Annotated in this window: 23 protein-coding genes and 1 pseudogene; 11 read left to right on the top strand and 13 right to left on the bottom strand. The window is 39.8% G+C overall.

The annotated features are described in order from the left end of the window. Positions 1-50: 50 nt before the first annotated feature. The 5 genes from AOLE_RS17235 to AOLE_RS17215 all read left to right on the top strand — a co-directional run bounded on the left by AOLE_RS17235 (position 51) and on the right by AOLE_RS17215 (position 3690). Positions 51-2030, top strand: coding sequence for an ATP-dependent helicase (locus tag AOLE_RS17235; RefSeq protein WP_013199010.1), 1980 nt, complete (start codon positions 51-53; stop codon positions 2028-2030). A gap of 72 nt (positions 2031-2102) precedes the next feature. Then, complete coding sequence (locus tag AOLE_RS17230; protein ID WP_003654760.1) at positions 2103-2342, top strand: RNA recognition motif domain-containing protein; 240 nt, start codon at positions 2103-2105, stop codon at positions 2340-2342. A gap of 9 nt (positions 2343-2351) precedes the next feature. Next, a complete protein-coding gene (locus tag AOLE_RS17225) occupies positions 2352-2714 on the top strand; it encodes an ASCH domain-containing protein (protein ID WP_013199009.1) in 363 nt (120 codons plus the stop codon). A gap of 81 nt (positions 2715-2795) precedes the next feature. Beyond that, the gene (locus AOLE_RS17220) at positions 2796-3299 is read left to right on the top strand and encodes a DUF6586 family protein (protein ID WP_004794811.1); all 504 of its coding nucleotides are present in this window, start codon (positions 2796-2798) and stop codon (positions 3297-3299) included. A 112-nt stretch (positions 3300-3411) separates the two neighbouring features. Further along, the gene (locus tag AOLE_RS17215) at positions 3412-3690 is read left to right on the top strand and encodes a hypothetical protein (RefSeq protein ID WP_002114792.1); all 279 of its coding nucleotides are present in this window, start codon (positions 3412-3414) and stop codon (positions 3688-3690) included. A gap of 36 nt (positions 3691-3726) precedes the next feature. Here the strand turns inward: AOLE_RS17215 and AOLE_RS17210 are convergent, their stop codons facing one another. The 4 genes from AOLE_RS17210 to AOLE_RS17195 form a co-directional block, all read right to left on the bottom strand. Continuing rightward, a complete protein-coding gene (locus AOLE_RS17210) occupies positions 3727-5436 on the bottom strand; it encodes a cation:proton antiporter (RefSeq protein ID WP_013199008.1) in 1710 nt (569 codons plus the stop codon). A gap of 151 nt (positions 5437-5587) precedes the next feature. Further along, positions 5588-5743 carry a 50S ribosomal protein L33 gene (gene rpmG / locus AOLE_RS17205; protein WP_003654787.1) on the bottom strand — a complete coding sequence of 52 codons (156 nt, stop codon included), beginning with the start codon at positions 5741-5743 and terminating at the stop codon, positions 5588-5590. A gap of 12 nt (positions 5744-5755) precedes the next feature. After that, positions 5756-5992 carry a 50S ribosomal protein L28 gene (gene rpmB / locus AOLE_RS17200; RefSeq protein WP_000048256.1) on the bottom strand — a complete coding sequence of 79 codons (237 nt, stop codon included), beginning with the start codon at positions 5990-5992 and terminating at the stop codon, positions 5756-5758. 167 nt (positions 5993-6159) lie between these two features. After that, complete coding sequence (locus AOLE_RS17195; protein ID WP_013199007.1) at positions 6160-7608, bottom strand: coniferyl aldehyde dehydrogenase; 1449 nt, start codon at positions 7606-7608, stop codon at positions 6160-6162. 112 nt (positions 7609-7720) lie between these two features. Between AOLE_RS17195 and AOLE_RS17190 the strand changes: the two genes are divergently transcribed. From AOLE_RS17190 to AOLE_RS17170, 5 genes are all read left to right on the top strand, one after another. Continuing rightward, positions 7721-8413, top strand: coding sequence for a TetR/AcrR family transcriptional regulator (locus AOLE_RS17190; RefSeq protein WP_005302132.1), 693 nt, complete (start codon positions 7721-7723; stop codon positions 8411-8413). A 75-nt stretch (positions 8414-8488) separates the two neighbouring features. Continuing rightward, entirely contained in the window at positions 8489-9352 is an 864-nt protein-coding gene (gene purU, locus AOLE_RS17185) for a formyltetrahydrofolate deformylase (protein ID WP_005302135.1), read from the top strand. 378 nt (positions 9353-9730) lie between these two features. Next, complete coding sequence (locus tag AOLE_RS17180; RefSeq protein WP_013199006.1) at positions 9731-10480, top strand: energy transducer TonB; 750 nt, start codon at positions 9731-9733, stop codon at positions 10478-10480. 42 nt (positions 10481-10522) lie between these two features. Beyond that, positions 10523-11143, top strand: coding sequence for a MotA/TolQ/ExbB proton channel family protein (locus AOLE_RS17175; RefSeq protein ID WP_004641039.1), 621 nt, complete (start codon positions 10523-10525; stop codon positions 11141-11143). Next, the gene (locus tag AOLE_RS17170) at positions 11143-11547 is read left to right on the top strand and encodes an ExbD/TolR family protein (RefSeq protein ID WP_003654800.1); all 405 of its coding nucleotides are present in this window, start codon (positions 11143-11145) and stop codon (positions 11545-11547) included. The genes AOLE_RS17175 and AOLE_RS17170 overlap by 1 nt, the downstream gene beginning before the upstream one ends. 56 nt (positions 11548-11603) lie before the next feature. On the opposite strand, the gene msrA is transcribed toward AOLE_RS17170, so the two are convergent. The 7 genes and pseudogenes from msrA to lgt form a co-directional block, all read right to left on the bottom strand. Next, positions 11604-12128, bottom strand: coding sequence for a peptide-methionine (S)-S-oxide reductase MsrA (gene msrA, locus AOLE_RS17165; RefSeq protein WP_013199005.1), 525 nt, complete (start codon positions 12126-12128; stop codon positions 11604-11606). Between the two features lie 100 nt (positions 12129-12228). Further along, the gene (locus AOLE_RS17160) at positions 12229-13284 is read right to left on the bottom strand and encodes an Lnb N-terminal periplasmic domain-containing protein (protein WP_013199004.1); all 1056 of its coding nucleotides are present in this window, start codon (positions 13282-13284) and stop codon (positions 12229-12231) included. A gap of 14 nt (positions 13285-13298) precedes the next feature. After that, positions 13299-13808 carry a dihydrofolate reductase gene (locus AOLE_RS17155; RefSeq protein WP_013199003.1) on the bottom strand — a complete coding sequence of 170 codons (510 nt, stop codon included), beginning with the start codon at positions 13806-13808 and terminating at the stop codon, positions 13299-13301. A 44-nt stretch (positions 13809-13852) separates the two neighbouring features. After that, positions 13853-14695 (bottom strand): thymidylate synthase, encoded by an 843-nt coding sequence (gene thyA, locus AOLE_RS17150; protein ID WP_013199002.1) that lies wholly within the window; start codon positions 14693-14695, stop codon positions 13853-13855. 167 nt (positions 14696-14862) lie between these two features. Next, positions 14863-15226: pseudogene (locus AOLE_RS17145) on the bottom strand (hypothetical protein); the annotation flags it as partial. 11 nt (positions 15227-15237) lie between these two features. Then, on the bottom strand, positions 15238-15597 hold the full coding sequence (locus AOLE_RS17140; RefSeq protein ID WP_013198999.1) for a hypothetical protein: 360 nt from the start codon (positions 15595-15597) through the stop codon (positions 15238-15240). Positions 15598-15676: 79 nt separating this feature from the next. After that, positions 15677-16495 carry a prolipoprotein diacylglyceryl transferase gene (gene lgt / locus AOLE_RS17135; protein ID WP_005302151.1) on the bottom strand — a complete coding sequence of 273 codons (819 nt, stop codon included), beginning with the start codon at positions 16493-16495 and terminating at the stop codon, positions 15677-15679. Positions 16496-16588: 93 nt separating this feature from the next. On the opposite strand from lgt, the gene AOLE_RS17130 reads away from it, so the two are divergent. After that, positions 16589-17368: an NRDE family protein gene (locus tag AOLE_RS17130; protein WP_013198998.1), complete on the top strand. Its 780-nt coding sequence runs from the start codon at positions 16589-16591 to the stop codon at positions 17366-17368. Between the two features lie 49 nt (positions 17369-17417). Here the strand turns inward: AOLE_RS17130 and AOLE_RS17125 are convergent, their stop codons facing one another. Continuing rightward, positions 17418-19751 carry a PhoX family protein gene (locus AOLE_RS17125; RefSeq protein ID WP_013198997.1) on the bottom strand — a complete coding sequence of 778 codons (2334 nt, stop codon included), beginning with the start codon at positions 19749-19751 and terminating at the stop codon, positions 17418-17420. Between the two features lie 176 nt (positions 19752-19927). Beyond that, positions 19928-22108 carry a PhoX family protein gene (locus AOLE_RS17120; protein ID WP_013198996.1) on the bottom strand — a complete coding sequence of 727 codons (2181 nt, stop codon included), beginning with the start codon at positions 22106-22108 and terminating at the stop codon, positions 19928-19930. Positions 22109-22151 lie beyond the last annotated feature (43 nt).

Below are 22151 nucleotides of genomic sequence, written 5' to 3'. Positions count from 1 at the left end.
TGTTGCCTCGGTCTGTTAAACTATGTCTTGGTGTTTTAGCGATATGTGTTATGAGTCTTGCAAAATTAATTAATGAACTAAATGCTCAGCAAAAAAAAGCAGCCACTACGTCTGCGCAAAACTGTTTAGTTTTGGCGGGCGCTGGTTGTGGCAAGACTAAAACTATTGTTGCTCGTGCAGCTTATTTAATTGATCAGGGCTTGCCAGCGAACCAAATCCAGATTTTAACGTTCACGCGCCGTGCTGCGAGTGAAATTGTTGCGAGAGTAGAACAACATGTGGGAGCACAGGCAAAGGGTCTGCGAGCTTCAACTTTTCATACGTTTTGTATGTATTTACTACGCCGTAATCCACAAGCTTTTGGGTTAAATCAATTTAGTATTATTGATCGTGATGATCAGTTGCTTATGTTTCGCTTATTAAGAGGCAAAGATAAAGATAACGTCTTGCCCAAAGCCGCAGAGCTGTGTGATTTATATTCTTATGCGAGAAATACTCAAACAAAGCTTTCTGAGGCATTAATTAAACAGCTTCCAGATGCATATGAGCATAAGAATCAAATTGCAGATTTAATGAAAACCTATGAGCAGCGTAAACGAGAGCGTAATTTTTTAGATTACGACGATATCTTGTCAATTGTGGCTGTTCATTTACAAAATTCAGAAGCATTAACGAATTGGGTGGCAGGTTTTTGTCAGGCATTGCTAGTTGATGAAATGCAAGATACCAATCCTTTGCAATGGGCTTTATTGCAACCATTGATTGGCAAAGTGAAGCTATTTTGTGTTGGCGATGATGCCCAGTCGATTTATGGTTTTCGCGGTGCAGACTTTGAAAATATCCATTCTTTTAAAGAGCGGATACCCGACGCAGTTATTCATACACTGGATTTAAATTATCGTTCGACTCAAGAAATCTTGGATTTATCAAACTGGTTGTTAGCACACAGTCCAATTGATTATCAAAAACAGCTGCAAGCACATCGTGGGCAAGGACAAAAGCCTCAGTTGCACCTATTTGGTAATGAGTATGAAGAAGCAAACTGGATTGCACAGGACTTAATAACGCGACATCAGCAAGGTGCAAGCTGGTACGACCATATGGTTTTGGTCCGTTCTGGCTATAGTGCACGATATCTGGAAGGGGCTTTCATTGCTGCGGAAGTACCTTATCGTTTTATTGGTGGGGTAAAACTTCTTGAATCTGCACACGTGAAAGACGTGCTTAGCTTGTTACGTATTGTGAGCAATCCTCACGATGATTTGGCGTGGATGCGTTTTTTAACCTTGTGGGATGGTATTGGTGACGTTGGTGCAAGTAAGCTCGCGCAAGAGTTGATGGGAATTGTTGACGTTGAAGAGCGCTGCAACCGTCTAGAACGTCATGGGAAAGTCCCTTTACAAGCGATTTTAATTTTAAAACAGCTAGATGTATTACAGCAGCATGTGGAAGCAAGCATTGGCTTGGCACTCGATGCTTTAGGTGAACAACTAGAGCAAAATTATAAAACTAAAGATTGGTCACGCCGATTAAAAGACTTTGACTTGGTTAAGCAACTTGCGCGTAAACATGCATCTTTAGGTGAGTTCCTCGAAGAATATGTTCTTGAACCTATTTCAGTTTCTGAAATTGAGAAAGCAGCTGATCAGGATTTAGTGACTTTAATTACGATTCATTCAGCTAAAGGTGCCGAACAGAAAGTTTGCTATGTACCTCATGTATCGCCAAATCAATATCCTTATGCAAGGGCACAGGGCGATTTTGATGATGTCGAGGAAGAGCGCCGCGTATTGTATGTTGCATTAACACGTGCAGAGAATGAATTAATTTTGACCAAGCAAAATCTCAATACATGGTCAGAAGACAATTATGATGAACAAGGTCGTAAAATCGAAAGTTATTTCCTAAATGATCTTCCTGCACATTTAGTTCAAGCAAAGATTCATAGGCAAGTACCTCAGCCATTTGCTAAAAAGCAATGGAGCCGTTCACCTACAGTAAATTTAGGTTTTGGTATCGATCTAGATTAAACTACTGTATAAGACACTGTGATTACTTAAATATATTGGCTACTCCCTTTAATTGCCAATTAAGGTTAGAAAATGAAGATATTAGTTCGTAATTTAGATCGTGCTGTGAGTGAAACTGAAATTTTAGAGTTATTCAAAGCATTTGGTAAAGTTGAAACATGTGTTCTTGTTACTGATAAAGACACCGGCAAATCAAAAGGTTTTGGTTTTGTTGAAATGCCTAACCCACGTGAAGCAATTAAGGCAATTAAAGGCTTAAACCTGCTTAAAGTTAAAGGTAATGGAATTCGCGTTAAAGCAGCTGAAGAATAAGTCTTCAGTGTGAAAAGACAGTTTTTAGCTCTTTCGATTGTAACGCCAAATGGCACTCGTATCGCTGAAGGTATCAAAACACTTGAAGTGCGTTCATGGGTACCTACAAAACTGCCAATCAAAGATCTATTAATTGTCGAGAACCAAAAATTTTTGGTTAAAGATACAGATGAAGAAGAGGGAGTTGCTGTCGCTTTGGTTGATGTCGACTCTATTCATGCTTGGCGAAATGATGAAATTGAACCAGCATGTGCAACTGCTTGGGACGAAGGGTATTTTGCTTGGGTTTTAAGTAATATTCGTCCTATAAAGCAGCCACTAAAAGTTTTAGCGAAACGTAAAATTTATCAAGTTGAGCTGGATTTACCATAAATAACGTTGATTTTATTAATGGAGTCGTTAAGCTAAAGAATAGCTGTTGCAATAGCGATTTTAGAACAGGAAAGTTTAGTTATGTCACGTGTTGCTCGTTATCATGCCGATCGTACCAATCAGAAGCTCTATTTTGCGCGCTTAGCGTGTCAACAGGCAGAACAGACCGATCATGTGCAGCAGATACAAGCTTACCGTGAAGCAGCTGTATTTCATTTACATGGCGCAATGTTAGCTTTCTTACAAGAACTCGTACGTTATTACCGTTTAAATGAATTGCAACCCACTTTAAAATCTATTGAAGAACACATGGCGGCAAAAGGACAAGTTTCTCCAGAAGTGTCCGTTTTGCAACAATTGGCGAAAGATGGTTTTGTTGCAGAGCTCAAACGAGCTTACCGTATGTGTCAATATGCACCAGAACCTAAAGAGCCGACCCCAGAAGAAGAAACATCTTCTAATCTCATTATCAAAGTAACTCAAGGTCCTCAATCTTGGTTGCCAGATGTTAAGATTTTGCGTGAATGGCATCGTGAATTAAGCCATTTAATTGATGGTTTTCGTAATGAAATGGTCGAGTTCTAAAATTAAACTGCCCGAACGCTTGAAATTTAATCCGGGTGTGCCTATATAAATAAGACAAGAGATGCAAAGTGCAAGGGTGCTTTGCCACCATGTTGAAACATGGAGGAAATATATGTCTATACAGCAATTGAAAGAGTTATTTGGAAATCAAGAAGCCGTTTTGGAATTAGTCCAACTCGAAGGTGGCGAACTCGCCTTGCGTAATGCAGGTTCTGAGAATGAACCCTTGGTTAAAATTCAATTTAGCGATGAAGTAAAAGCAATCTTGGGTGAGCAAACTCCAGTTGTTGCTCAGCATATGATTCAGGCTGCACTATTTGGACTGCTCGAAAAGCAGGTGAATGAATGGCAGGCTGAGGTACTAGACGAACAGCCTAAATTCTTGAGTTAAAAAAAAGCGTACTCTTGAGTACGCTTTTTTTATGGGTTAATGAATAGTTGACTGATGGGCAAGCTCGATCTGATTTAATATATGATGGCTCATATTCTTTGCCATTTCCTCTTTGGCATAGAACACTTCACCAATATTCTCATCTCTGATTACCGCGGCTTCTTCTTTACTTTCTGCGCAAATTAATACCTGAATTTGAGGGTTTAATTGCTTAGCGATCGCCACAATACGGTGAATATCTAAAATATCCATAGGTGAGATCACCAAGAGTCTTGCATGCATGATGTGTGCTTGAATTAAAACACCTGGTTCGGTTGCAACACCACTCACAGCAGCAATATTCGACTGACGTAGCTTTTCTACGATTTCACGATTCTCTTCAGCAATAACGACTTTAATATTTTCATTAATTAAATTTTCAGTAATACGTCGTCCCACACCACCATATCCAACAATGACAACCTGATCGCGTAAGTAAGCCTGATCAACTTCATCGGGTAACATGGCTAATGGGTCACCACTACGTTCAAGAAGTCGGGCTAGGTGAGAGCGCTCGCGAATCCAGCGTTGTACAGGCTCAATGGCAGAGAATATAAAAGAGTTCAGCGTTATCGAAAATAAAGCACCAGCTAAAATCAGATTTTGTGCTTCTAAGCTTAATAAACCTAATGAGACGCCGAGAGTCGCTAAAATAAATGAGAATTCACCAATTTGGGCCAAACTCGCGCCAACTGTAAGCGCTGTATTAATTGGATAGCGAAAGAATAAAACCAAAGCCATTGCAGCAAGTGTTTTACCTATCATAATAATTGCGATAACGGCCAAAATATGGAGTGGACGCTCAACAAGAATATGTGGATCAAACAGCATACCCACAGAAACAAAAAACAGAATTGAGAAAATTTCACGTAGTGGAAGTGTTTCTTCTTCTGCGCGGTGGCTAAAGTCTGATTCTTTAACAACCATCCCTGCAAAGAAAGCCCCTAATGCCATTGAAACCCCAAAAATGGCATAAGACCCGTAGGCAATTGAAACAGCAGCGGCAACAACAGTAAGGGTGAATAACTCTCTTGAACCTAAACGAGCAACAAACTGCATAATAATAGGAACGACACGTTTACCTACAATCAGCATAAAGGCAATAAAGCCAATTACTTTTAATAAAGTGAGTCCAAGGGTTAACCAGATATTACCATCTGCACCTTCTGGTGCTTTCCCACCGAGTAAAACCGCTGTAGCTGGAAGAAGTACTAAAACAAGTACCATCACTAAATCTTCGACTAACAGCCAACCCACAGCAATTTTGCCGTTAACTGAGTCTAAAAGACCTCGGTCTCCTAAAGCTTTTAATAATACAACAGTACTCGCACACGACAGGCTTAAGCCAAAAACGAGTGCAGAACCAAAACTCCATCCCCAGAGCATGGATACACCGACCCCTAATAGGGTAGCGACGGCAATTTGTAAAATCGCACCTGGTACAGCAATACGTCGAACCAGCAGCAAGTCATTTAATGAAAAGTGCATGCCTACACCAAACATCAGGAACATGACCCCGAGTTCTGCAAGCTGGTTAGCAAGATGAATATCTGCTTCTATGCCGGGTGTATTTGGGCTAATAATAATTCCGGCAATTAAATAGCCGATAAGAGGGGGAAGTCGCAATCGGGCTGCAAGATAACCAAAAAAGAGGGCAACACCGAAACCAACAGCAAGTAAAACAATTAAATCTACGTCATGCGGCACTAAAAACTCCTTTTACGTGAGTTAGGCTAAAGACAAGCATAAAAAATGCCAAGGCGAAATATGTGGAAAGTTTAACAAAAAAAAGCTAGCTATAAAAAAAATGCAAAAAAAAACGACTTCATTGTGAAGTCGTTTTTTCTCGAGGCTAAAATTATTTGATTTTAGCTTCTTTGAAAATCACGTGTTGACGGATTTTTGGATCAAATTTTTTGATTTCCATTTTTTCCGGCATAGTACGTTTGTTTTTAGTCGTGGTATAGAAATAACCTGTACCAGCTGTAGAAACGAGACGAATCTTATCACGCATTGTTCAGACTCCTTAGATCTTTTGACCTTGAGCACGAAGGTCTGCAACAACCTTTTCGATACCCAATTTGTCAATAATACGCATACCTTTAGTGGTTAAACGAAGACGTACAAAACGTTTTTCGCTTTCTAACCAGAAACGGTGGTGGTGCAGGTTCGGCTCGAACCGGCGCTTGGTTTTGTTGTTGGCGTGTGAGACGTTGTTACCAACGACTGGACGCTTGCCGGTAACTTGGCAAACCTTAGACATGGTGTAACTCCATTGATTCAGCCAACAGCAAATCTGTGGCCAGTCATACTAAATGTAAACGGATGAATTCATTCAAGGGGCGTTTTATACCAAAAATACGATTAAAAGACAAGCGGAATTGGTAAAAACGAGGCATGATTTAGTATAACAGATCATGCCTTGATCAGTTAGCGCAACAAGGTTTTCGAAATGAAACGATGAATGGGCTTATTGAACGGTGGAAGAATGTATTTAAGGCTATAAAGTTTTGGATTAGACATCACCGAACGTTCATGAGAAAGGCTAAAAAAGCCCTCTGGTCCGTGATATTTACCCATACCTGATGCACCAATTCCCCCAAACGGTAAATCATCTTGAGCCACATGGGTAATCACCATGTTGATTCCGAAATGCCCTGAATGGGTATGTTGTGCAATATAGTCAGCACGTGCCTGATCATAGTCAAAATAATACATGGCTAAAGGACGTGGGCGACTATTAATGAATTCGATGACTTCTTCTATTTGGTCATATTCTAAAATTGGTAGGATCGGACCAAAAATTTCATTCTGCATAATATCCATTGCGGTCGTTACGCCTGTAACTAAAGTCGGTGCAATTTTACGGACATCATCTAAAATTTCATTTTGTGGATTAATTTCAACAATACGAGCACCTTGATCGCGGGCATTTTCAAGATAACCCTGAATGCGGTTGTATTGCTTGTCATTAATAATTGACGTGTAATCTTGATTATTGCGGAAATGCGGATACATGCCAGCCACAATCAATTTAAAGTTTTCGATGAACTCGGCAGTTTTCCCGCGTGGCAAGAAAATATGGTCAGGTGCAACACAGGTTTGACCCGCGTTCCATAATTTCCCTACAGCAATACGTTGAGCCACATCTTTCATATCCATAGATGCATGCACAAGGGCAGGAGATTTTCCGCCTAATTCAAGAATAACAGGAACCAGATTTTGAGCTGCGGCTGCCATCACTGTTTTACCAACAGAAGTTGAGCCTGTGAAAATCATTTTGTCAAAAGGCAAATGACTAAAAGCATCTGAAATAACGCCACCACCATTTACTACAGCAACTAATTCTTGTGGGAACGCTTCTGCTAATGCACTTTCAAGAACTCGGCCAAAGTTAGGAGAGGCACTCGAAATTTTGATCATGGCATGGTTGCCCGCTGCCAGTGCACAAATTAATGGCCCAACTGAAAGAAGTAATGGGTAATTCCATGGTGTAATAATACCAATTACACCCATAGGTTGATATTGTACCCAACCTTTTGCTGGCTGATGTAATACACTGATATGGCGTTTTGAAGGTTTCATCCACGCTGTCAGATGTTTACTGTAATATTTGATTTGTTCCAAACTGGTGAGTAGCTCACCAATTTTTGTTTCCATAACTGCACGATTGCCATAATCAAGGTTAATTGCGTCGGCAATCTGATCTTGATATTTTACCAAGACTCTTTTAAGACGAGCTAAACGATCAATACGCTCTTTAGCAGTGGGTACCGGATGACGTAAATAAGCGAGCTTTTGTTGTTCAAGCAAATCATGTAAATGCTTAACATCATAAGGAAGCTGAGTCTCTGGATTTGTTTTTGTTTGACTGTTCATCGGTACTTACCAAATACATTGATATATTTATTTTTTAGAGTAAATACTCTAAATAGTCAAGTCAGTTTATGTGTTCAAGTCTTAACCATGTGAATTATTAAAGGTTATTAAAATGTCTCAACCTAAAGCTCTGAAGACAAAAGACCGGATTTTACAAATCAGTTTGCAGCTTTTTAACGAGCGAGGTGAACGGTCAGTTACAACCAATCATATTGCTGCGGAGTTGGGTATCAGTCCCGGAAACTTGTATTATCATTTTCGGAATAAGCATGAAATCATTAAGGAATTAATGTATCAATATCAGGCCGAGACATTGGAAGTGCTTTCTTTACCTGACGATAGACCATTAACGACCAATGATAAAATTAACTATTTTCAGGTGCTCAGCGGCCAATTATGGAGCTACCGTTTTATTCATCGTGATGTTTATCATTTAGTTGAAAGTAACGAAGACTTTAAAAAGATTTATCCGCGTTTTGCTGGGCAGGTGATGCAGCAGGGGCAAAAGATTTATCAAGCTTTTGTAGATGCAGGTCTTATGAAAATGACGGCATCGGAAATTGAAGCCCTCATTATTAACCTCTGGATTGTATTAACAAACTGGACAAACTTTTTGTATATGTCTGGTCATATTAGTGACAATAACCATTTAGAAGAAAAATGGGTTTGGCAAGCATTACGCCAAATGGTTTTCCTTGAAGGTCCTTATCTTATGGGGGAGAGCCGAGCAACTTATGAGCAGTTGCTTGAATCTCTTGGCCCTTCAGATCTATTTGCTAGCTTATCGTCCTTAAAAGACGAATAGTTGTGCTTGTTTATTTAGGGCGCTAGAATACTCGGCCTATTAAAAGATTTATCTCAATTAAGTGATATTAACCAAATGAATATGACCACTGCCAATACAGCCCGTTTACTGATTACTTGTGAAGACAAGCCAGGGATCGTACAAGCGGTATCGAGCTTTTTGTATCACCAAGGTGCAAACATTACCGCGCTTGATCAGTATGCGACGGAAGCTCAGGGCGGACGTTATTTCATGCGTGTTGAATTTGAACTTGATCATTTACAGTCGCGTAAAGATGCATTAATTCAAACTTTTGCTGCGAATGTTGCTGAGCGTTATGAGATGCAATGGCGTCTTGCTTTCGTTAACGATGTTAAAAAAGTTGGTATTTTAGTTTCTAAAGTTGACCACGCATTGCTTGAGTTGTTATGGCGTCATGCACGTGGTTCGTTACCTTGCGAAATTACTCATGTCATTTCTAATCATGAAGATTTACGTGAATCTGTTGAAAACTTCGGTATTCCATTTACTGTAATTAAAGTCACTAAAGACAATAAAGCTGAAGCTTATGCGCAAATTGATGAAATGATGCAAGGCAATGATTTATTAGTTCTTGCACGTTATATGCAGATTTTAAGCGAAGATTTTGTTGCGAAATGGGAAATGAAAATCATCAATATTCACCATTCTTTCTTGCCAGCTTTCGTGGGTGCTAATCCATATAAGCAAGCTTATGAAAAAGGTGTGAAGTTGATTGGTGCGACAGCTCACTATGTGACAGCTGACCTTGACCAAGGTCCAATTATTGAGCAAGACGTTGAGCGTGTGAGCCACGACTATAATGTTGAGCAATTACGTGAGCTAGGTGAAGATGTAGAGCGTAATGTATTAGCTCGTGCAGTGAAGTGGCATTTAGAAGATCGTATTATTGTTGATGGTAATAAGACCGTTGTTTTTTAAATAACGGTTATTTTAAAAAGCACGCTTCTTGCGTGTTTTTTTATATTTAAAATAAAATTGAAATAATATAACATATCAATAATAAGTGGGATTATCATAAAAATAGATCTGTTCATGGTGTAAATAGCCCAGCTATTTAAGTTTGGCTAAACAAATTGTGAACATGGGTGTCTATTGATGTAACTATGAGAAAACTAAAGCAAAGACGCTCAGCAGGCACAAAGCTCTGGCACAGAGTAAATGTTTTTCTCAAAAAATAGTTGCAAATGAAAACACTTCTCATTTATTATTGTGGCACTTTATTGTTCTATCCGATGTTTGAAATCGTTTCTATAAATAGAAATCTGAAATCATCATCCATTAGGTAATTAGATTCTTATGAGTCAATCTTCCGCAGCCTTAAACGCTCCCAATCCGATGAAAAAGAAAGTCATCACAGCACTAATTGCAGTTGCAATTGGTCATATCGGGGTCTTATGGGCAGTTAGCCATATTAAGCCTGCTGAATTAAAGCCAATCGATAAGAAACCTTTACAGGTACGTTTCGTAAAAATTCAAGAACAACCTAAACCACTACCTCCTAAACCAAAGGAACCGCCTAAAAAGCCGGAACCTAAAAAAGAGGTAAAAGAAGTTAAAGTTGTTGAAAAGCCTGTGACACCACCGAAAAAAGTGGAAAAAATTCAACAGGTGAAAAAGGCTGAAACACCAAAAGAAACAGTAAAGACAGAACCTAAAGTTGAAACCAAAGTGGTGACAACGACTGTTTCTGAAAAAGTCGTTGAAAAACCAAAGCCAGTAGTACAAGAGGCACCTAAAGCTCAACCCGCTCCAGATCCATCACCAAAACGAGTTTCAATTGGTGGTTCGGGTGTACAGTGGAGTCGTTCACCACGTTTAACAGTTTCTTCAAAAGATTTACAAGGCGAAGCACGCTCTGTCATGGTACTGATTGAAGCCGATGAAAAAGGCAAGATTATTAATGTACGAGTGACGAGAAGTAGCGGTATTCCAAGTCTAGATGACAAAGTTGTCCGTGCTGTTCGCGGTGCGAAATTTAAACCTTATATGGAAAATGGTGTTGCTTATCCAATTAAAGCAGAGCAACCCTTTGATTTAACCCCTTAAATGAATTTGAGTCCCAACGGCTAACCTTAATCAGGAGTTCATATGAACTTTTCAATCTATTGGCAACATGCAGATGCAGTGAGTAAAACCCTGTATTTCATCTTATTGGCAATGTCGATTGCTACCTGGACAGTTTTCATCTTACGTTTGATGGGGACTCGCCAATTAAAGCAACAAGCTTATGCTCAACTTTCTCAGGCTATCACTTCGCTAAAAGCAAAGTTACAACCTTTAAGTTTTGAGCAGCGTAAAGCGGTTGCGGAGCAGGCTCTACTTCGTCAAATTTCTGCTGAAAAAGTCAATGCTGAAAAAGGTATTTCTGTTTTAGGAACAATTGCGTCAATTGCACCATTCGTTGGTTTGTTTGGTACGGTATGGGGTATTTTCCATGCACTTGTTGCAGTCGGTAAAAGTGGACAAGCAGGTTTGGCTCAAGTGGCTACACCAGTAGGTGAAGCGCTTATTATGACGGGCCTTGGTCTTGCAGTTGCGATTCCTGCGGTATTGGCTTATAACATTTGTGTACGCGCTAACCGTGGTCTTGCTCATGATTTACAAGATCAAGCGCACAGCTTATTAATTGATACAATGTTGCAGCAAGACTCAACTGTAAAGTCTGATGTTAAAACTGCACAGCAAAGTTATGTTGGAGGTCAAGCTTAATGGCTTTTCAATTGGGTGAAGACCACGATAGTGGCATAAATGAGATGAACCTCATTCCGCTAATCGACATTATGTTGGTGTTAATGATCATCTTTTTGGTCACAGCAACAGTTGCCAACCCATCGATTCCATTAACGCTTCCTAAAACAACTGCTGAAATTATTGATCCACCACCAAAAGCAATTACGATTAGTATTAATGCAAATGGTGAAGTGGCTTGGGATACTCAAGTAATTAGCCTTGATGAGCTTCAAAAACGTTTTCAAGAAGCAGGTCAAGGTGATGTTAAACCAACAGTTCAGCTTCGTGCAGATAAAGAGTCGAAGTACGATACTGTTGCACAGGTAATGTCTCGCGCTAGTGAAGCCGGACTGAGCGATATTGCCTTTGTCAGTGAAAACTAAAATTTAGTTTACCTAATAAAAAAGCAACCAAATCGGTTGCTTTTTATTACTCTAATTTATTGATCTTTCATAAGATGCTGGAATTTACTATATAGCTTGAGCAACTTAGGTGGAATCGCAAAGTTGCAATAACCTTGTGAAGGATTCTTTGCATAGTAATTCTGATGATATTCTTCGGCTGAATAGAACGTTGGAACAGGAGACAATTCAGTCACAATATCAAGATCATCATCTTTTAGTGTTTGAATCGTATGTTCCGCTGCTTGCTTTTGCTCTTCATTATAGTAATAAATAACAGAGCGGTATTGCGTGCCGATATCATTACCTTGGCGATTTAAAGTCGTTGGATCGTGAGTCGCGAAGAATACATCGAGTAACTGGGAGTATGTTACTTGCTCTTCATCAAAATCAACCAAGATCACCTCAGCGTGCTGGGTATCTCCTTGACATACTTGCTCGTAGGTAGGGTTAGTCGTGTGCCCACCTGCATAACCACTAGTTACTTTTTCTACACCGCGTATTTGTAAAAATACAGCTTCGACGCACCAAAAACAGCCGCCGCCAAATAATGCCTGTTGCATTGTTTTTCCCTCTATTTCCTGCCTATTACAATAGGGTTTATGTATTTAAAATACAAAGTAAAGCATGTATAAAAAAGTAAAGAAAAGTGCATTACTTATTTCATTTAGCTTTAGGTAAACCTTGTCGAACGATTTGAGAGAAGTGTTCACTACTCTGATCTGAAAACTGTTCAAAATTTTCAGTACGTGGATTGATATGTGCAATTTGATACCACTGTTTTAAACTGACATTTTGATTAAGAGCTTTAAGATCATATAAATAATTAGGTAAGTAACCTGAAGCAATTAGACGATAATCTTTAGGAAGTTGATAGGGGTTAATCGCTTGAACCATATCAAAAATTAGAGTTGTACAGTTACTCGTGAGCGTATTGTACCACTCTGGTTTTGTACGCAACTCATCTGATTTTTTAAGATATTCTAAAAATAAAGCTTTTTGCTCAGATCGTGGCATATTGATAGGAAAATTATAAACTTGCTCTTTGCGGATATTGCTACGCGTATAGACAATATCTTTCTCATCAGAAGCAATTAAGCTCAGTTCATATTTTCTAAAAAAACCACCGATTGCTGAAAACTCTTCAGTTTTTTCTTTACGAATCTCGATTGAGAAGACTAAAGGTTGTTGATGTGCAAATTCGAAGCTGACCAGTGTATGGGCAATTTGTGGCCCCATCCAGTAAGAAGCAATGATATTTATTCCATTTAACTGGTTAAGGTCAAATGTTCGGGTTTCCCAGCGAACATCATAAGTTCCATCGGGATGCCAGTTAAAGTTACGGACATTATGTAAAGTGATTACATCGCCGTGCTTTTCATAGCTCAGCATATTGGCAACTTCTGGGTTCCAGTCACGGTCTTGACGTGCAGTAATCGAAAAATACCAAACGAGAGAGCAGGCAAATGCTAAAAGGTAAATCAGGATGTCTGTACGTCTGCTAACAAGATGGCCTTCGACATATAAGCCCGCCATACTCAGCGCAAAAGCAATCCAGATGCCAATGAGTATGCGGCTGCCTAACCAGCCAAAAGGCTGTTGAACCCAGAGCGCTACACATATCCAAATACTAGAGAACACAATAAACAGCGTGAATAGACTATGTAACAGCCCAAAAAGTAGAGCAATAATAAATTCACGTGTTCCGATATTGTGCATAGGCATCCATAGAATTATTTTTTATAAGTGGCAAACTCGAATGAAGTTCCTGATTTTTCATCAACTTGCTGTTCACTTGCAGTTTTATGAAATTCACTCGGTATTGTCGGATAATGTGCATCACCTTGCACATCTAAGTCAACATGAGTAAGTTCAAGACGGTCTGCAATTGACAAAGTTTGCTTGAATATCTCACCGCCACCAATGATGAACAATGCCTGCTTTTCAGTATTTTTTACATCTTCTAAAGCTGCATTTAAAGCATCTTCAATTGAATAGGCAATTTTAACACCGTCAAATTGCCAGTTAATGTCACGGGTAATGATCCAGTTCACACGGTTTGGTAGCGCACGGCCCATAGACTCAAGGGTTTTACGACCCATGATGACCACGCCACCTTGGGTGATTTCTTTAAAGTGTTTTAAGTCGGCAGAAATATGCCATGGCAACGCATTGCCCTTACCAATACAGTGGTTTTTATCCATTGCCACAACGTGAACAACTTCTACATTTTGCCATGCCATAATCTTATTCTCTAAACCGTAACCTAATGAAATTTGAGTCGTCGTTATACTGCAACTGGTGCTTTAATTGCAGGATGCGACTCATAACCTACAATTTCAACATCTTCAAATTTGAAATCAAATAAGTCTTTTATTTCTGGATTTAGTTTCAATTGGCAGAGCGGCAAAGGCTCACGTGTCAATTGAAGTTGTGCTTGCTCAAAGTGGTTGGCATAAAGATGTGTATCACCACCAGTCCATACAAAATCACCGACTCCTAAACCGCACACTTGAGCAATCATATGGGTGAGTAGAGCATAGCTTGCAATGTTAAAAGGCACACCTAAAAACACGTCTGCACTACGTTGATAAAGTTGGCATGACAATTTGTTATCTTGTACGAAGAATTGAAAAAGCGTATGGCAAGGGGGTAAGGCTACTTGTCCAGCTTCGTTCGGGTTCCAACCAGAAATAATCAAACGACGTGAGTTTGGGTTGGTTTTAATTTCATTAATTAACCATTTAATCTGGTCAAAACCATCTTGGTTATAAGAGCCGTCAGCGTTTTTTGTTGCGCCGAAATTACGCCATTGGTGGCCATAAACTGGACCAAGCTCATGCTCTGGGCGGCCAAAACGAGCAGTTTGTTCTGCTGTTGCCCATTCATCCCAAATTGAAACTTTATTATCTTTTAGATATTGGACGTTGGTGTCGCCTTTTAAAAACCAAAGTAACTCAATCACAATAGAACGGAAGTGAACTTTTTTTGTGGTGAGTAAAGGAAAACCTTTAGAGAGATCAAAACGCATTTGATGACCAAATACAGAACGGGTTCCTGTGCCTGTACGGTCGCCTTTGTCACCGCCATTATCAAGGATATGTTGTAGTAGGTCTAAATATGCACGCATAATACTCTCGAGTTCGGATTAATTCCATAAAATAAAAGGGGGAGATAGCTCAATGATAAATAATTACGCAATAGAGCTGCTTCATCATGAACCATTGAAGATGATACCTGTTGTAGCTCAAGATGAAAATCTAAAAATAGTTCTATGACATTTCAATAGACGTAATTATTCAAATCGTTTGGCACGATTTTGATAAATTGAAACAAGAAAAAAGCCAACCAATACAAAACCTAAAGCTTGTATAGCAAGAATCCATTTATGCTGAGCAGGAAGTAGATACATCAAAATAACAACGATCAAAATAGGATAGATTTTGATTAAAAATCTAAAGCTCGATTTGTTTGATGTGTTATTTGGAATTTTGCTATTTAAGTAATGTCCAACATGTAAACCAAAACCGAAAATAAGGCTAAGAACAGTATAAGTCGGCGATAAAGGCTGGGCTTGATTGGCTACATAAATTGCAGCACAAACCGCAATAATGAAAATGAGTTTGATATGGCGCGGAGCGTTGTACCAATAAGCCAACATGAAAACCAAACCTATTTCTTAAAAAGTGATTGAGGTGAAAAAATAAAAGCAGCAAGTGCCATAAAAGCAATTCCTTGCACACCCCAGATCAGCAAGTTCGGCATCGCTTTAACAAAAATAAGGGCAAACAAAAGGGCAATAGGGATCCAAGTAAATAGACGGTAGAGTAAACCAGTCGGGTTGCTTTGAGCGAAATGCAATTTAAAGTAACGACAGATTAAAAAAATTACCCCAGTTCCAGTAAACATTAAAATGGTATCTAAAGGCAGTGGTTGGTATTGATATAGCGCAATACAAATAAGTAGCGTAATAATCAAAATCACTAGTTTTTTAAATGTTGGGACTTGCGTGTCAAACCAGAATTCCAGCATGGTATATCTTCATCTTGGGAGAGTAAAAACTGTAGCATAAAAAAAGAAAAGAGGAGCCGAAACTCCTCTAATTTAGATATTAACTATTCTTTTGTGGACCCCAGTCATAAATTTTCTTTTGATAGGCATACCACATCATCCAAAGACCAATCAGTAACATTGGAATTGTTAGAATCTGTCCTTTTGTCATCCAGCCAAATAGAATAAAACCTTGGTCGGCATCTGGTTGGCGGAAGAATTCCATAACAAAGCGGGCAACGCCATATCCCATTAAGAATAGGGCAGAAACGGCCATACGAGGACGTGGTTTTGAACTAAACCACCACAGAACAATGAATAGAATCAAACCTTCACAAAGCGCTTGATAGATTTGTGATGGATGGCGAACTAGGTGTAACGGATCTGTTGGGAAGATCATACCGAATGGATAATTTGGGTCAGTTACCGCACGACCATATAACTCTCCACCAATAAAGTTACCAATGCGTCCAAACATTAAGCCAGTCGGTACACAAGGGGCAATAAAGTCGAGCGTTTGGAACCATGTTTTTTGGTATTTTTTACACCAAAATAGCATAGCAACCATAACACCGAGAAAGCCGCCATGGAAACTCATACCACCTGTCCAGACTTGGAATAACCAAATCGGATTTTCGAGGAATTTATCAAACTCATAGAAAAGGACATAGCCGACACGACCGCCCAGAACAACACCTAGGGCACCATAGAACACTAGGTCGGAAACCATTTCTGATGTCCAGCCATCACGTTGTTTGGCACGGTAGGAAGCAAGCCCCCAAGCACATAAAAATGCCAATAAATACATGAGTCCATACCAATGGACTTGAAGAGGTCCTAGATGTATTGCGACCGGATCGATATTAGGATAGGTCAGCATTGCTGCTCCTTGATCTTACGTTTTGACAGATTGTAGCGGAATGATGTGAAAAATGTTGTACATTCAATGTGTAAAGATAGGGAACAAGAATCAATGTGTATTGTGACTTTAGCATGGCATATTTTGGATGATATGCCCTTGTGTCTTATGTCAAATCGGGATGAGTTTTATCATCGTCCAACGGCTTTATTGCATCCGTGGGAACATACTCCCATTGTTGCAGGACAAGATTTGCAGTCGGGTGGCACGTGGATGGGCGTTACACCTCAAGGCCGATGGGCTGTTTTAACCAACTTCCGTGATGGGCGAGACCAAAAAACTTATGAAACTTCTCGAGGGCATTTAGTTCAGGCTTTTTTAGAATCTGATTTATTACCTATTCGTTTTGCACAACAATTAGAACAGCAACAACAAAATTTTGCTGGTTTTAACTTGTTTATGGGCAATGCTGATCAGGCTGTCTATATGAGTAACCGCGGCGAAGCTCCTCAAGTTTTAGCTAATGGAGTCTATGTGGTTTCTAATGGCCTCATGTCTGATCATTGGGAAAAAACCAGACATTTACGAACACGGTTTACGCAAGAGTTTTTGCCTATGCTTCAACACCAGATAGAAGAATTAACATTGCAACATGCAGCGTGGGATATTCTGGAAGATGAGCGCAAGGTCACAACGGCATTATTGCCGAATACTGGCATTCAAGCAGAAATGGAAGAGTTATTATCATCCACCTTTATTCAAAGTCCTGTGTATGGCACACGTTGTTCAAACTTTCTAAGAATGACTAATAACGAATGGCTTTGGTTAGAAAAGACCCAACAAGGTGAGCACAGCGGTCAAATTGTTCAGCAGCAAATTCTTTTAAATCGATAACAATTAAAATGCCGATCAATTGACCGGCATTTTTATAAGCATAAACAAATTAGCCTGCAATCACGCCGCCATCTTTACGGGTAATCACAACAGTTGCTGAACGTGGACGTGCAGTTTTATTGCTTGGGTCTTTCTGGGTTGCTGGCCAGTTACTGTCTGGTGTTGCGTAACTTTTCGAGTCTTCACCAGGGTGTTGAACATTAATAAAAATAGCTTTGTGATCAGGTGTCATGGCAATACCTGTAATTTCACATTGCTTTGGTCCAACCAAGAAACGGCGTAATGTTGAGTCTGTAACTTTAGCACCGACTAGCGTTTGTTGGCCATTTGACGTAGTGGCAGCGGCACCATCACCAATTTGGCCCGGTAACGCTGCAAGCATCATACAGTTAGTAACATCGGTGTAAGCACCATCGTCTGTTTGAATCCAAAGCACACCGCGTGAGTCGAACCACATACCATCTGGTGAAGACAAATCGTTATTGTCAGTTAAACCAGATAGGTTAATGTTTGATGCCATAGATGCTTCTGCACCAAACAGATAAATATCCCACTTGAAGGTTTCGGCAGTGGTTTTGTCATCAGTTTCTTTAAAACGGATAATATGACCGTTAACGTTACCCTTTTGCTCTTTAGTGCCGTTGTAGAGGTCTGTGTAGTTACGTGGGTTTGCAGCATCGGTCGCGTAATCTTTACCACGATTTGAGTTGTTGGTTAGGGTGACATAGACCTCGCCGTTTACTGGATTAACCGTACACCATTCTGGGCGGTCCATTTTGGTAGCGCCGACTGCATCACCTGCCAAACGTGCAAATGTGACAACGTCTGCCTGAGATTTGAAAGGGTATGTAGTGTTGCTTTCATTTAAGCCATTTTTGCCGTAGGCAAGTTCAATCCATTGACCTGAACCATCATTATTAAATTTGGCAACATACAATTTACCCGCGTTCATATATTTGTCGCCAGCTGTATAGCCACCATTTACATCTTTGGTATCCCACACAGCGGTCGAGACAAATTTATAGATGTATTCACCGCGAGAGTCATCACCCATATAAAACGCTAATGGCTGACCTGCTACAGCGCGGCAAGCACTATCTTCATGTGCAAAACGACCCAATGAGGTACGTTTAACTGGGTTTAGGCGGTTATCAAAAGGATCAATCTCGACCATCCAGCCGAATGTATTTGGCCCATTACGGTAGTCCTGTGTCGGCTGTACGGCTTTTACATCGGCATTCCAGCGATCATACAAGTCTTGTGATTCAACTTGACCAATTGCTGTTTCCCAGCCGTAGCGTGAACTTACGCCTAAATAAATTTGTCGCCCTTGTTCATCAACGTTCGGGATTAACTCACCATTTTTATCTTTTAAATAAATGGTCTTGCCGTCTTTATCTTTTTTAGGAGCACCTTTTTCATCTTTCTCATACTGATAAAGTTCATCTTTTTTAACGCCTAAACCATAACGTTTTAAAGCAATTTTTTCTGCATCTGTACGTGCATATTCATCGCTACCTGAACGTTGGAAATAACCAATAAAGTTTTCTTCGGTAGTTAAGTATGTGCCCCAAGGTGTATAACCATTACCGCAGTTATTATGGGTGCCACGAGTTTGACGACCAGCAGGTGAGAAACGAGTTGTAAGCAAACTAGACCCAGCAGCAACACCTGCAAAATTCATCTCTGTTGATGCCGTAATGCGTCGGTTAAAAATTGATTTTTTATCAATTACTACTTTTTGAGTTGCAGCATCTTTTTTGATGTGAACAATAGAAATGCCATGCGCATTTGTCTCACGAATGACTTCATCTTCAGGGCGGCGTCCATTAACTTTTGTTGGGCCTTTTGGGTGAAGGAAGGTCTGGTTGATATATTCGTGATTCATTACCAACAAACCTTCAGCCGAAACACTTTCATCAAAGTTGTTTTTTGAAGTATTTAAACCAAAGAAATGCATACCGTCATGGCAATCACCAGAACGGAACTGGAAGCTTGGACCAGATGGAATATTATTGTCATCCCAGTCACCAAAAGCAGGGTTGATTGAATCACCTAAAGCGTAAATGACATTCGCTTCATAGCCTTCTGGTACAGTCACAATATCGTTGTGGTTTTTTGCCACTGCTGTAAAAGTTAATTTCTCTGGTTTTTTATTTGGATCTACAGGTGGGATTCCACCGTTGTTAGAACCTGAGTCATCATTACTATCATTACAGCCTGTTAAAGTAGAGGCTAAAGTTAAAGCTACAGCACCGCTTGCTGCTTTAGTAATTAAACTACGCCGACTTACATGTTGTTCTAAAATGTCACGAAAGTGAATATTGTCAGAAGTATTATTGTCCAGTTCTTGATCTTCATGATATGGCGTCAGCTCTGTCATGGGAAATTCCTAAGTAAGTAAAGAAATAAAAGAGATTGTTCTAAAAATCTTCATTAGCTTAGTTGGGTAGTGTGACGAGGCTTTGACGTTTTGATGATAGGTTTGTGAAATAATTGATCGTTTAGTCAAAAAAGAAACCTGCACAAGGCAGGTTTCTTCTATTTTGGTGAAAGAGATTATTTTTTCACAACAGATGGAGCAATTGGGTCGGCAGTGATATAGCCAACCGCTGCTGCAAATTTATTGCTGTAGTTTGTATTAATCGCTGTATCAATTTGCGAAAGTAAATCTGCACTGATACCAGTACGAACACCGTTAGTTTCTTTATAGAAACGATTCCATTCATCACCTGGATGTTGGAAGTTACTCATGATGTAAGTCCAACCGTTTACTTCATCGACTGCGTGTAGACCAGTCGATTCTGCACCTGCTGGTGTAGACAAGATACGGATGAGCTGTTTAGTGTCGACATTGTAAGCCCATAAGAAGTTATTTAAATGGTTACCAGAGTCTTCACCGATAAATAACGTACGTAGCTTTTCAGAGAACTTCAAGTTGTCAGGGCTAGCAATCTGTTCTGGGTCAGCAGTGTTACCTAAGCTGTCAAAGCTAATGTCTTTACCTTTAATGAGAAGACTAGATTGGCTAGGTACCCATTCACTGTTAATTGCTACATTTGAGCTGTCTTTTTGGCCGCCTGTCAGTTTATGCTCCAAAATACCACCAGCCGTGATTTTCGGGAATTTAACGTTGTGCTCAGCAAGGTAACCGCTACCACCTTCAACCATTGAATCAACAATGTTAGCTAAAGCTGAATATGCTCGTTTATCTGCAATATTTACAGTCGTACCTTCGTTCTTGGTCAATGCCATTGAAGCACCAACGTAAGCTGCATAGCGGTGTGTCTCAAGGAAAGCCGCAGCAAGTTTAGTTTTGTCGCTGTTATCTTTAAGCTTGAGATAAACACCAGTTTTACTCAAATAAGTAAATTTAAAACCTTGAGCTTCTAATTCTGCTTTTTGAGTAGCTTGTTGTAGTTTTAAACGATCTTTCGCAGCTTTTGCTAAAACTTGTTGTTCAGGTGTACCTTTATCTCCAGCATCAATAGCATCTTTTTCTGCTGTCGTTGCATCGCTTGGATATTTGGCAATTTGTAGAACCGATTCGAAAATATCAGTTCCTTTGATACCACTCTTGATTAGGTTTTCAATCTCTACACTTGTTGCATGACCAAGCTTGATCCATGAGATCTGACCCGTCGTTGTATCTGTAAGTACTGTTGTATATTTTGCAACGTAAAGTGTGCCGGCAGATAGGTCTTTCTCTTTATCTGCAACGAACATGAAGAGACCACCATTGGTATAGTCGTCACCCATTAATACAGTACGGTTATCTGGGAAAACTTGTACAAGTTCATGTGAAATACGGCCTAAACAGTAGTGCTTTGTTACACGACCCGTACCATCTGCATTTACGGTAATTTCCGGTAAATGACCGTAGTTATATGGGTTAGCCGCATTTTCATCACCATACACATTTTTACTGAATGCTTTAAGTGTTGAAAGTGATTGACCTAACTTTTGGTTGAAAGCATCTGGCTCATATTCTTCACTCGATAAATGAGTTCCCCATGGTGACAAGCTTGCACCACAAGTAATCCATAAACCATGTGCACTTGAAGTGTCTACATTGTGATATTTAATTAAAGTCAAATGACCGGTTTTCGGGTCTTGATCTAAAGTAAGCACTGCAATCGGAGATGATAATTTACCGTAAGTATCACCACCATTTTGGTCTTTCGATAAATATTCAAACTGAACGACATGGAACACTGGGTTACCAGTTACACCTAATGCTTTCTTGTCTGCATCTGTGAAATCTTTGCCAGTCGCTTGTTTAAAGCTAATCAGAGAACTACCATCTGGACAGTCAGAGAAGAATTGACGCTCTTTACCTGCAACTGACTTATCAATAATTGGCTTATTATTAATGTCAACATAACCACCCGCGATAATCTTTCCGCCTTTACCATCAGGAACTTCTGTACCTGTTAAGAAGAATGGTTTGTAAGCAAGTTGATATTCGGTTTTACTGCCATCTTCCCATGAAATGGCAAGTTTTGATGCACATGCTGTTGTTGCGATCTCTGCTACAGTAGACGGCGCAGGCATTGACGTGAACGTTGCATTTTTAAAGTTAATTGGTTTTGATGGAGTGGTAACGTCTGAATCATCATTACTATCGTTACATCCTGCTAACGTTGCTGCCGTAGCCATCGCACCTAATGGAAGAAAAGGGATCCCCGTAAACCATTTTAAAATGTCGCGACGTGTTGGGTGGTTAGAAGCAGTTGTCATAATAAATCCGTAACTTTTGTGAGTATATTTGTTGAGTTGATTC

The sequence above is a fragment of the Acinetobacter oleivorans DR1 genome (genome assembly GCF_000196795.1).
GTDB lineage: Bacteria > Pseudomonadota > Gammaproteobacteria > Pseudomonadales > Moraxellaceae > Acinetobacter > Acinetobacter oleivorans.
Note: the sequence above shows the minus strand (reverse complement) of the source record. Positions and strands in the feature narration are given on the sequence as shown.

Coding starts and splice junctions, on each gene's coding strand:
- AOLE_RS17235 (WP_013199010.1), top strand. CDS start 51: ATGAGTCTTGCAAAATTAATTAATGAACTAAATGCTCAGCAAAAAAAA.
- AOLE_RS17230 (WP_003654760.1), top strand. CDS start 2,103: ATGAAGATATTAGTTCGTAATTTAGATCGTGCTGTGAGTGAAACTGAA.
- AOLE_RS17220 (WP_004794811.1), top strand. CDS start 2,796: ATGTCACGTGTTGCTCGTTATCATGCCGATCGTACCAATCAGAAGCTC.
- AOLE_RS17215 (WP_002114792.1), top strand. CDS start 3,412: ATGTCTATACAGCAATTGAAAGAGTTATTTGGAAATCAAGAAGCCGTT.
- rpmG (WP_003654787.1), bottom strand. CDS start 5,743: ATGCGTGATAAGATTCGTCTCGTTTCTACAGCTGGTACAGGTTATTTC.
- rpmB (WP_000048256.1), bottom strand. CDS start 5,992: ATGTCTAAGGTTTGCCAAGTTACCGGCAAGCGTCCAGTCGTTGGTAAC.
- AOLE_RS17195 (WP_013199007.1), bottom strand. CDS start 7,608: ATGAACAGTCAAACAAAAACAAATCCAGAGACTCAGCTTCCTTATGAT.
- AOLE_RS17190 (WP_005302132.1), top strand. CDS start 7,721: ATGTCTCAACCTAAAGCTCTGAAGACAAAAGACCGGATTTTACAAATC.
- purU (WP_005302135.1), top strand. CDS start 8,489: ATGAATATGACCACTGCCAATACAGCCCGTTTACTGATTACTTGTGAA.
- AOLE_RS17180 (WP_013199006.1), top strand. CDS start 9,731: ATGAGTCAATCTTCCGCAGCCTTAAACGCTCCCAATCCGATGAAAAAG.
- AOLE_RS17175 (WP_004641039.1), top strand. CDS start 10,523: ATGAACTTTTCAATCTATTGGCAACATGCAGATGCAGTGAGTAAAACC.
- AOLE_RS17170 (WP_003654800.1), top strand. CDS start 11,143: ATGGCTTTTCAATTGGGTGAAGACCACGATAGTGGCATAAATGAGATG.
- msrA (WP_013199005.1), bottom strand. CDS start 12,128: ATGCAACAGGCATTATTTGGCGGCGGCTGTTTTTGGTGCGTCGAAGCT.
- AOLE_RS17160 (WP_013199004.1), bottom strand. CDS start 13,284: ATGCACAATATCGGAACACGTGAATTTATTATTGCTCTACTTTTTGGG.
- AOLE_RS17155 (WP_013199003.1), bottom strand. CDS start 13,808: ATGGCATGGCAAAATGTAGAAGTTGTTCACGTTGTGGCAATGGATAAA.
- thyA (WP_013199002.1), bottom strand. CDS start 14,695: ATGCGTGCATATTTAGACCTACTACAACATATCCTTGATAATGGCGGT.
- AOLE_RS17140 (WP_013198999.1), bottom strand. CDS start 15,597: ATGCTGGAATTCTGGTTTGACACGCAAGTCCCAACATTTAAAAAACTA.
- lgt (WP_005302151.1), bottom strand. CDS start 16,495: ATGCTGACCTATCCTAATATCGATCCGGTCGCAATACATCTAGGACCT.
- AOLE_RS17130 (WP_013198998.1), top strand. CDS start 16,589: ATGTGTATTGTGACTTTAGCATGGCATATTTTGGATGATATGCCCTTG.
- AOLE_RS17125 (WP_013198997.1), bottom strand. CDS start 19,751: ATGACAGAGCTGACGCCATATCATGAAGATCAAGAACTGGACAATAAT.
- AOLE_RS17120 (WP_013198996.1), bottom strand. CDS start 22,108: ATGACAACTGCTTCTAACCACCCAACACGTCGCGACATTTTAAAATGG.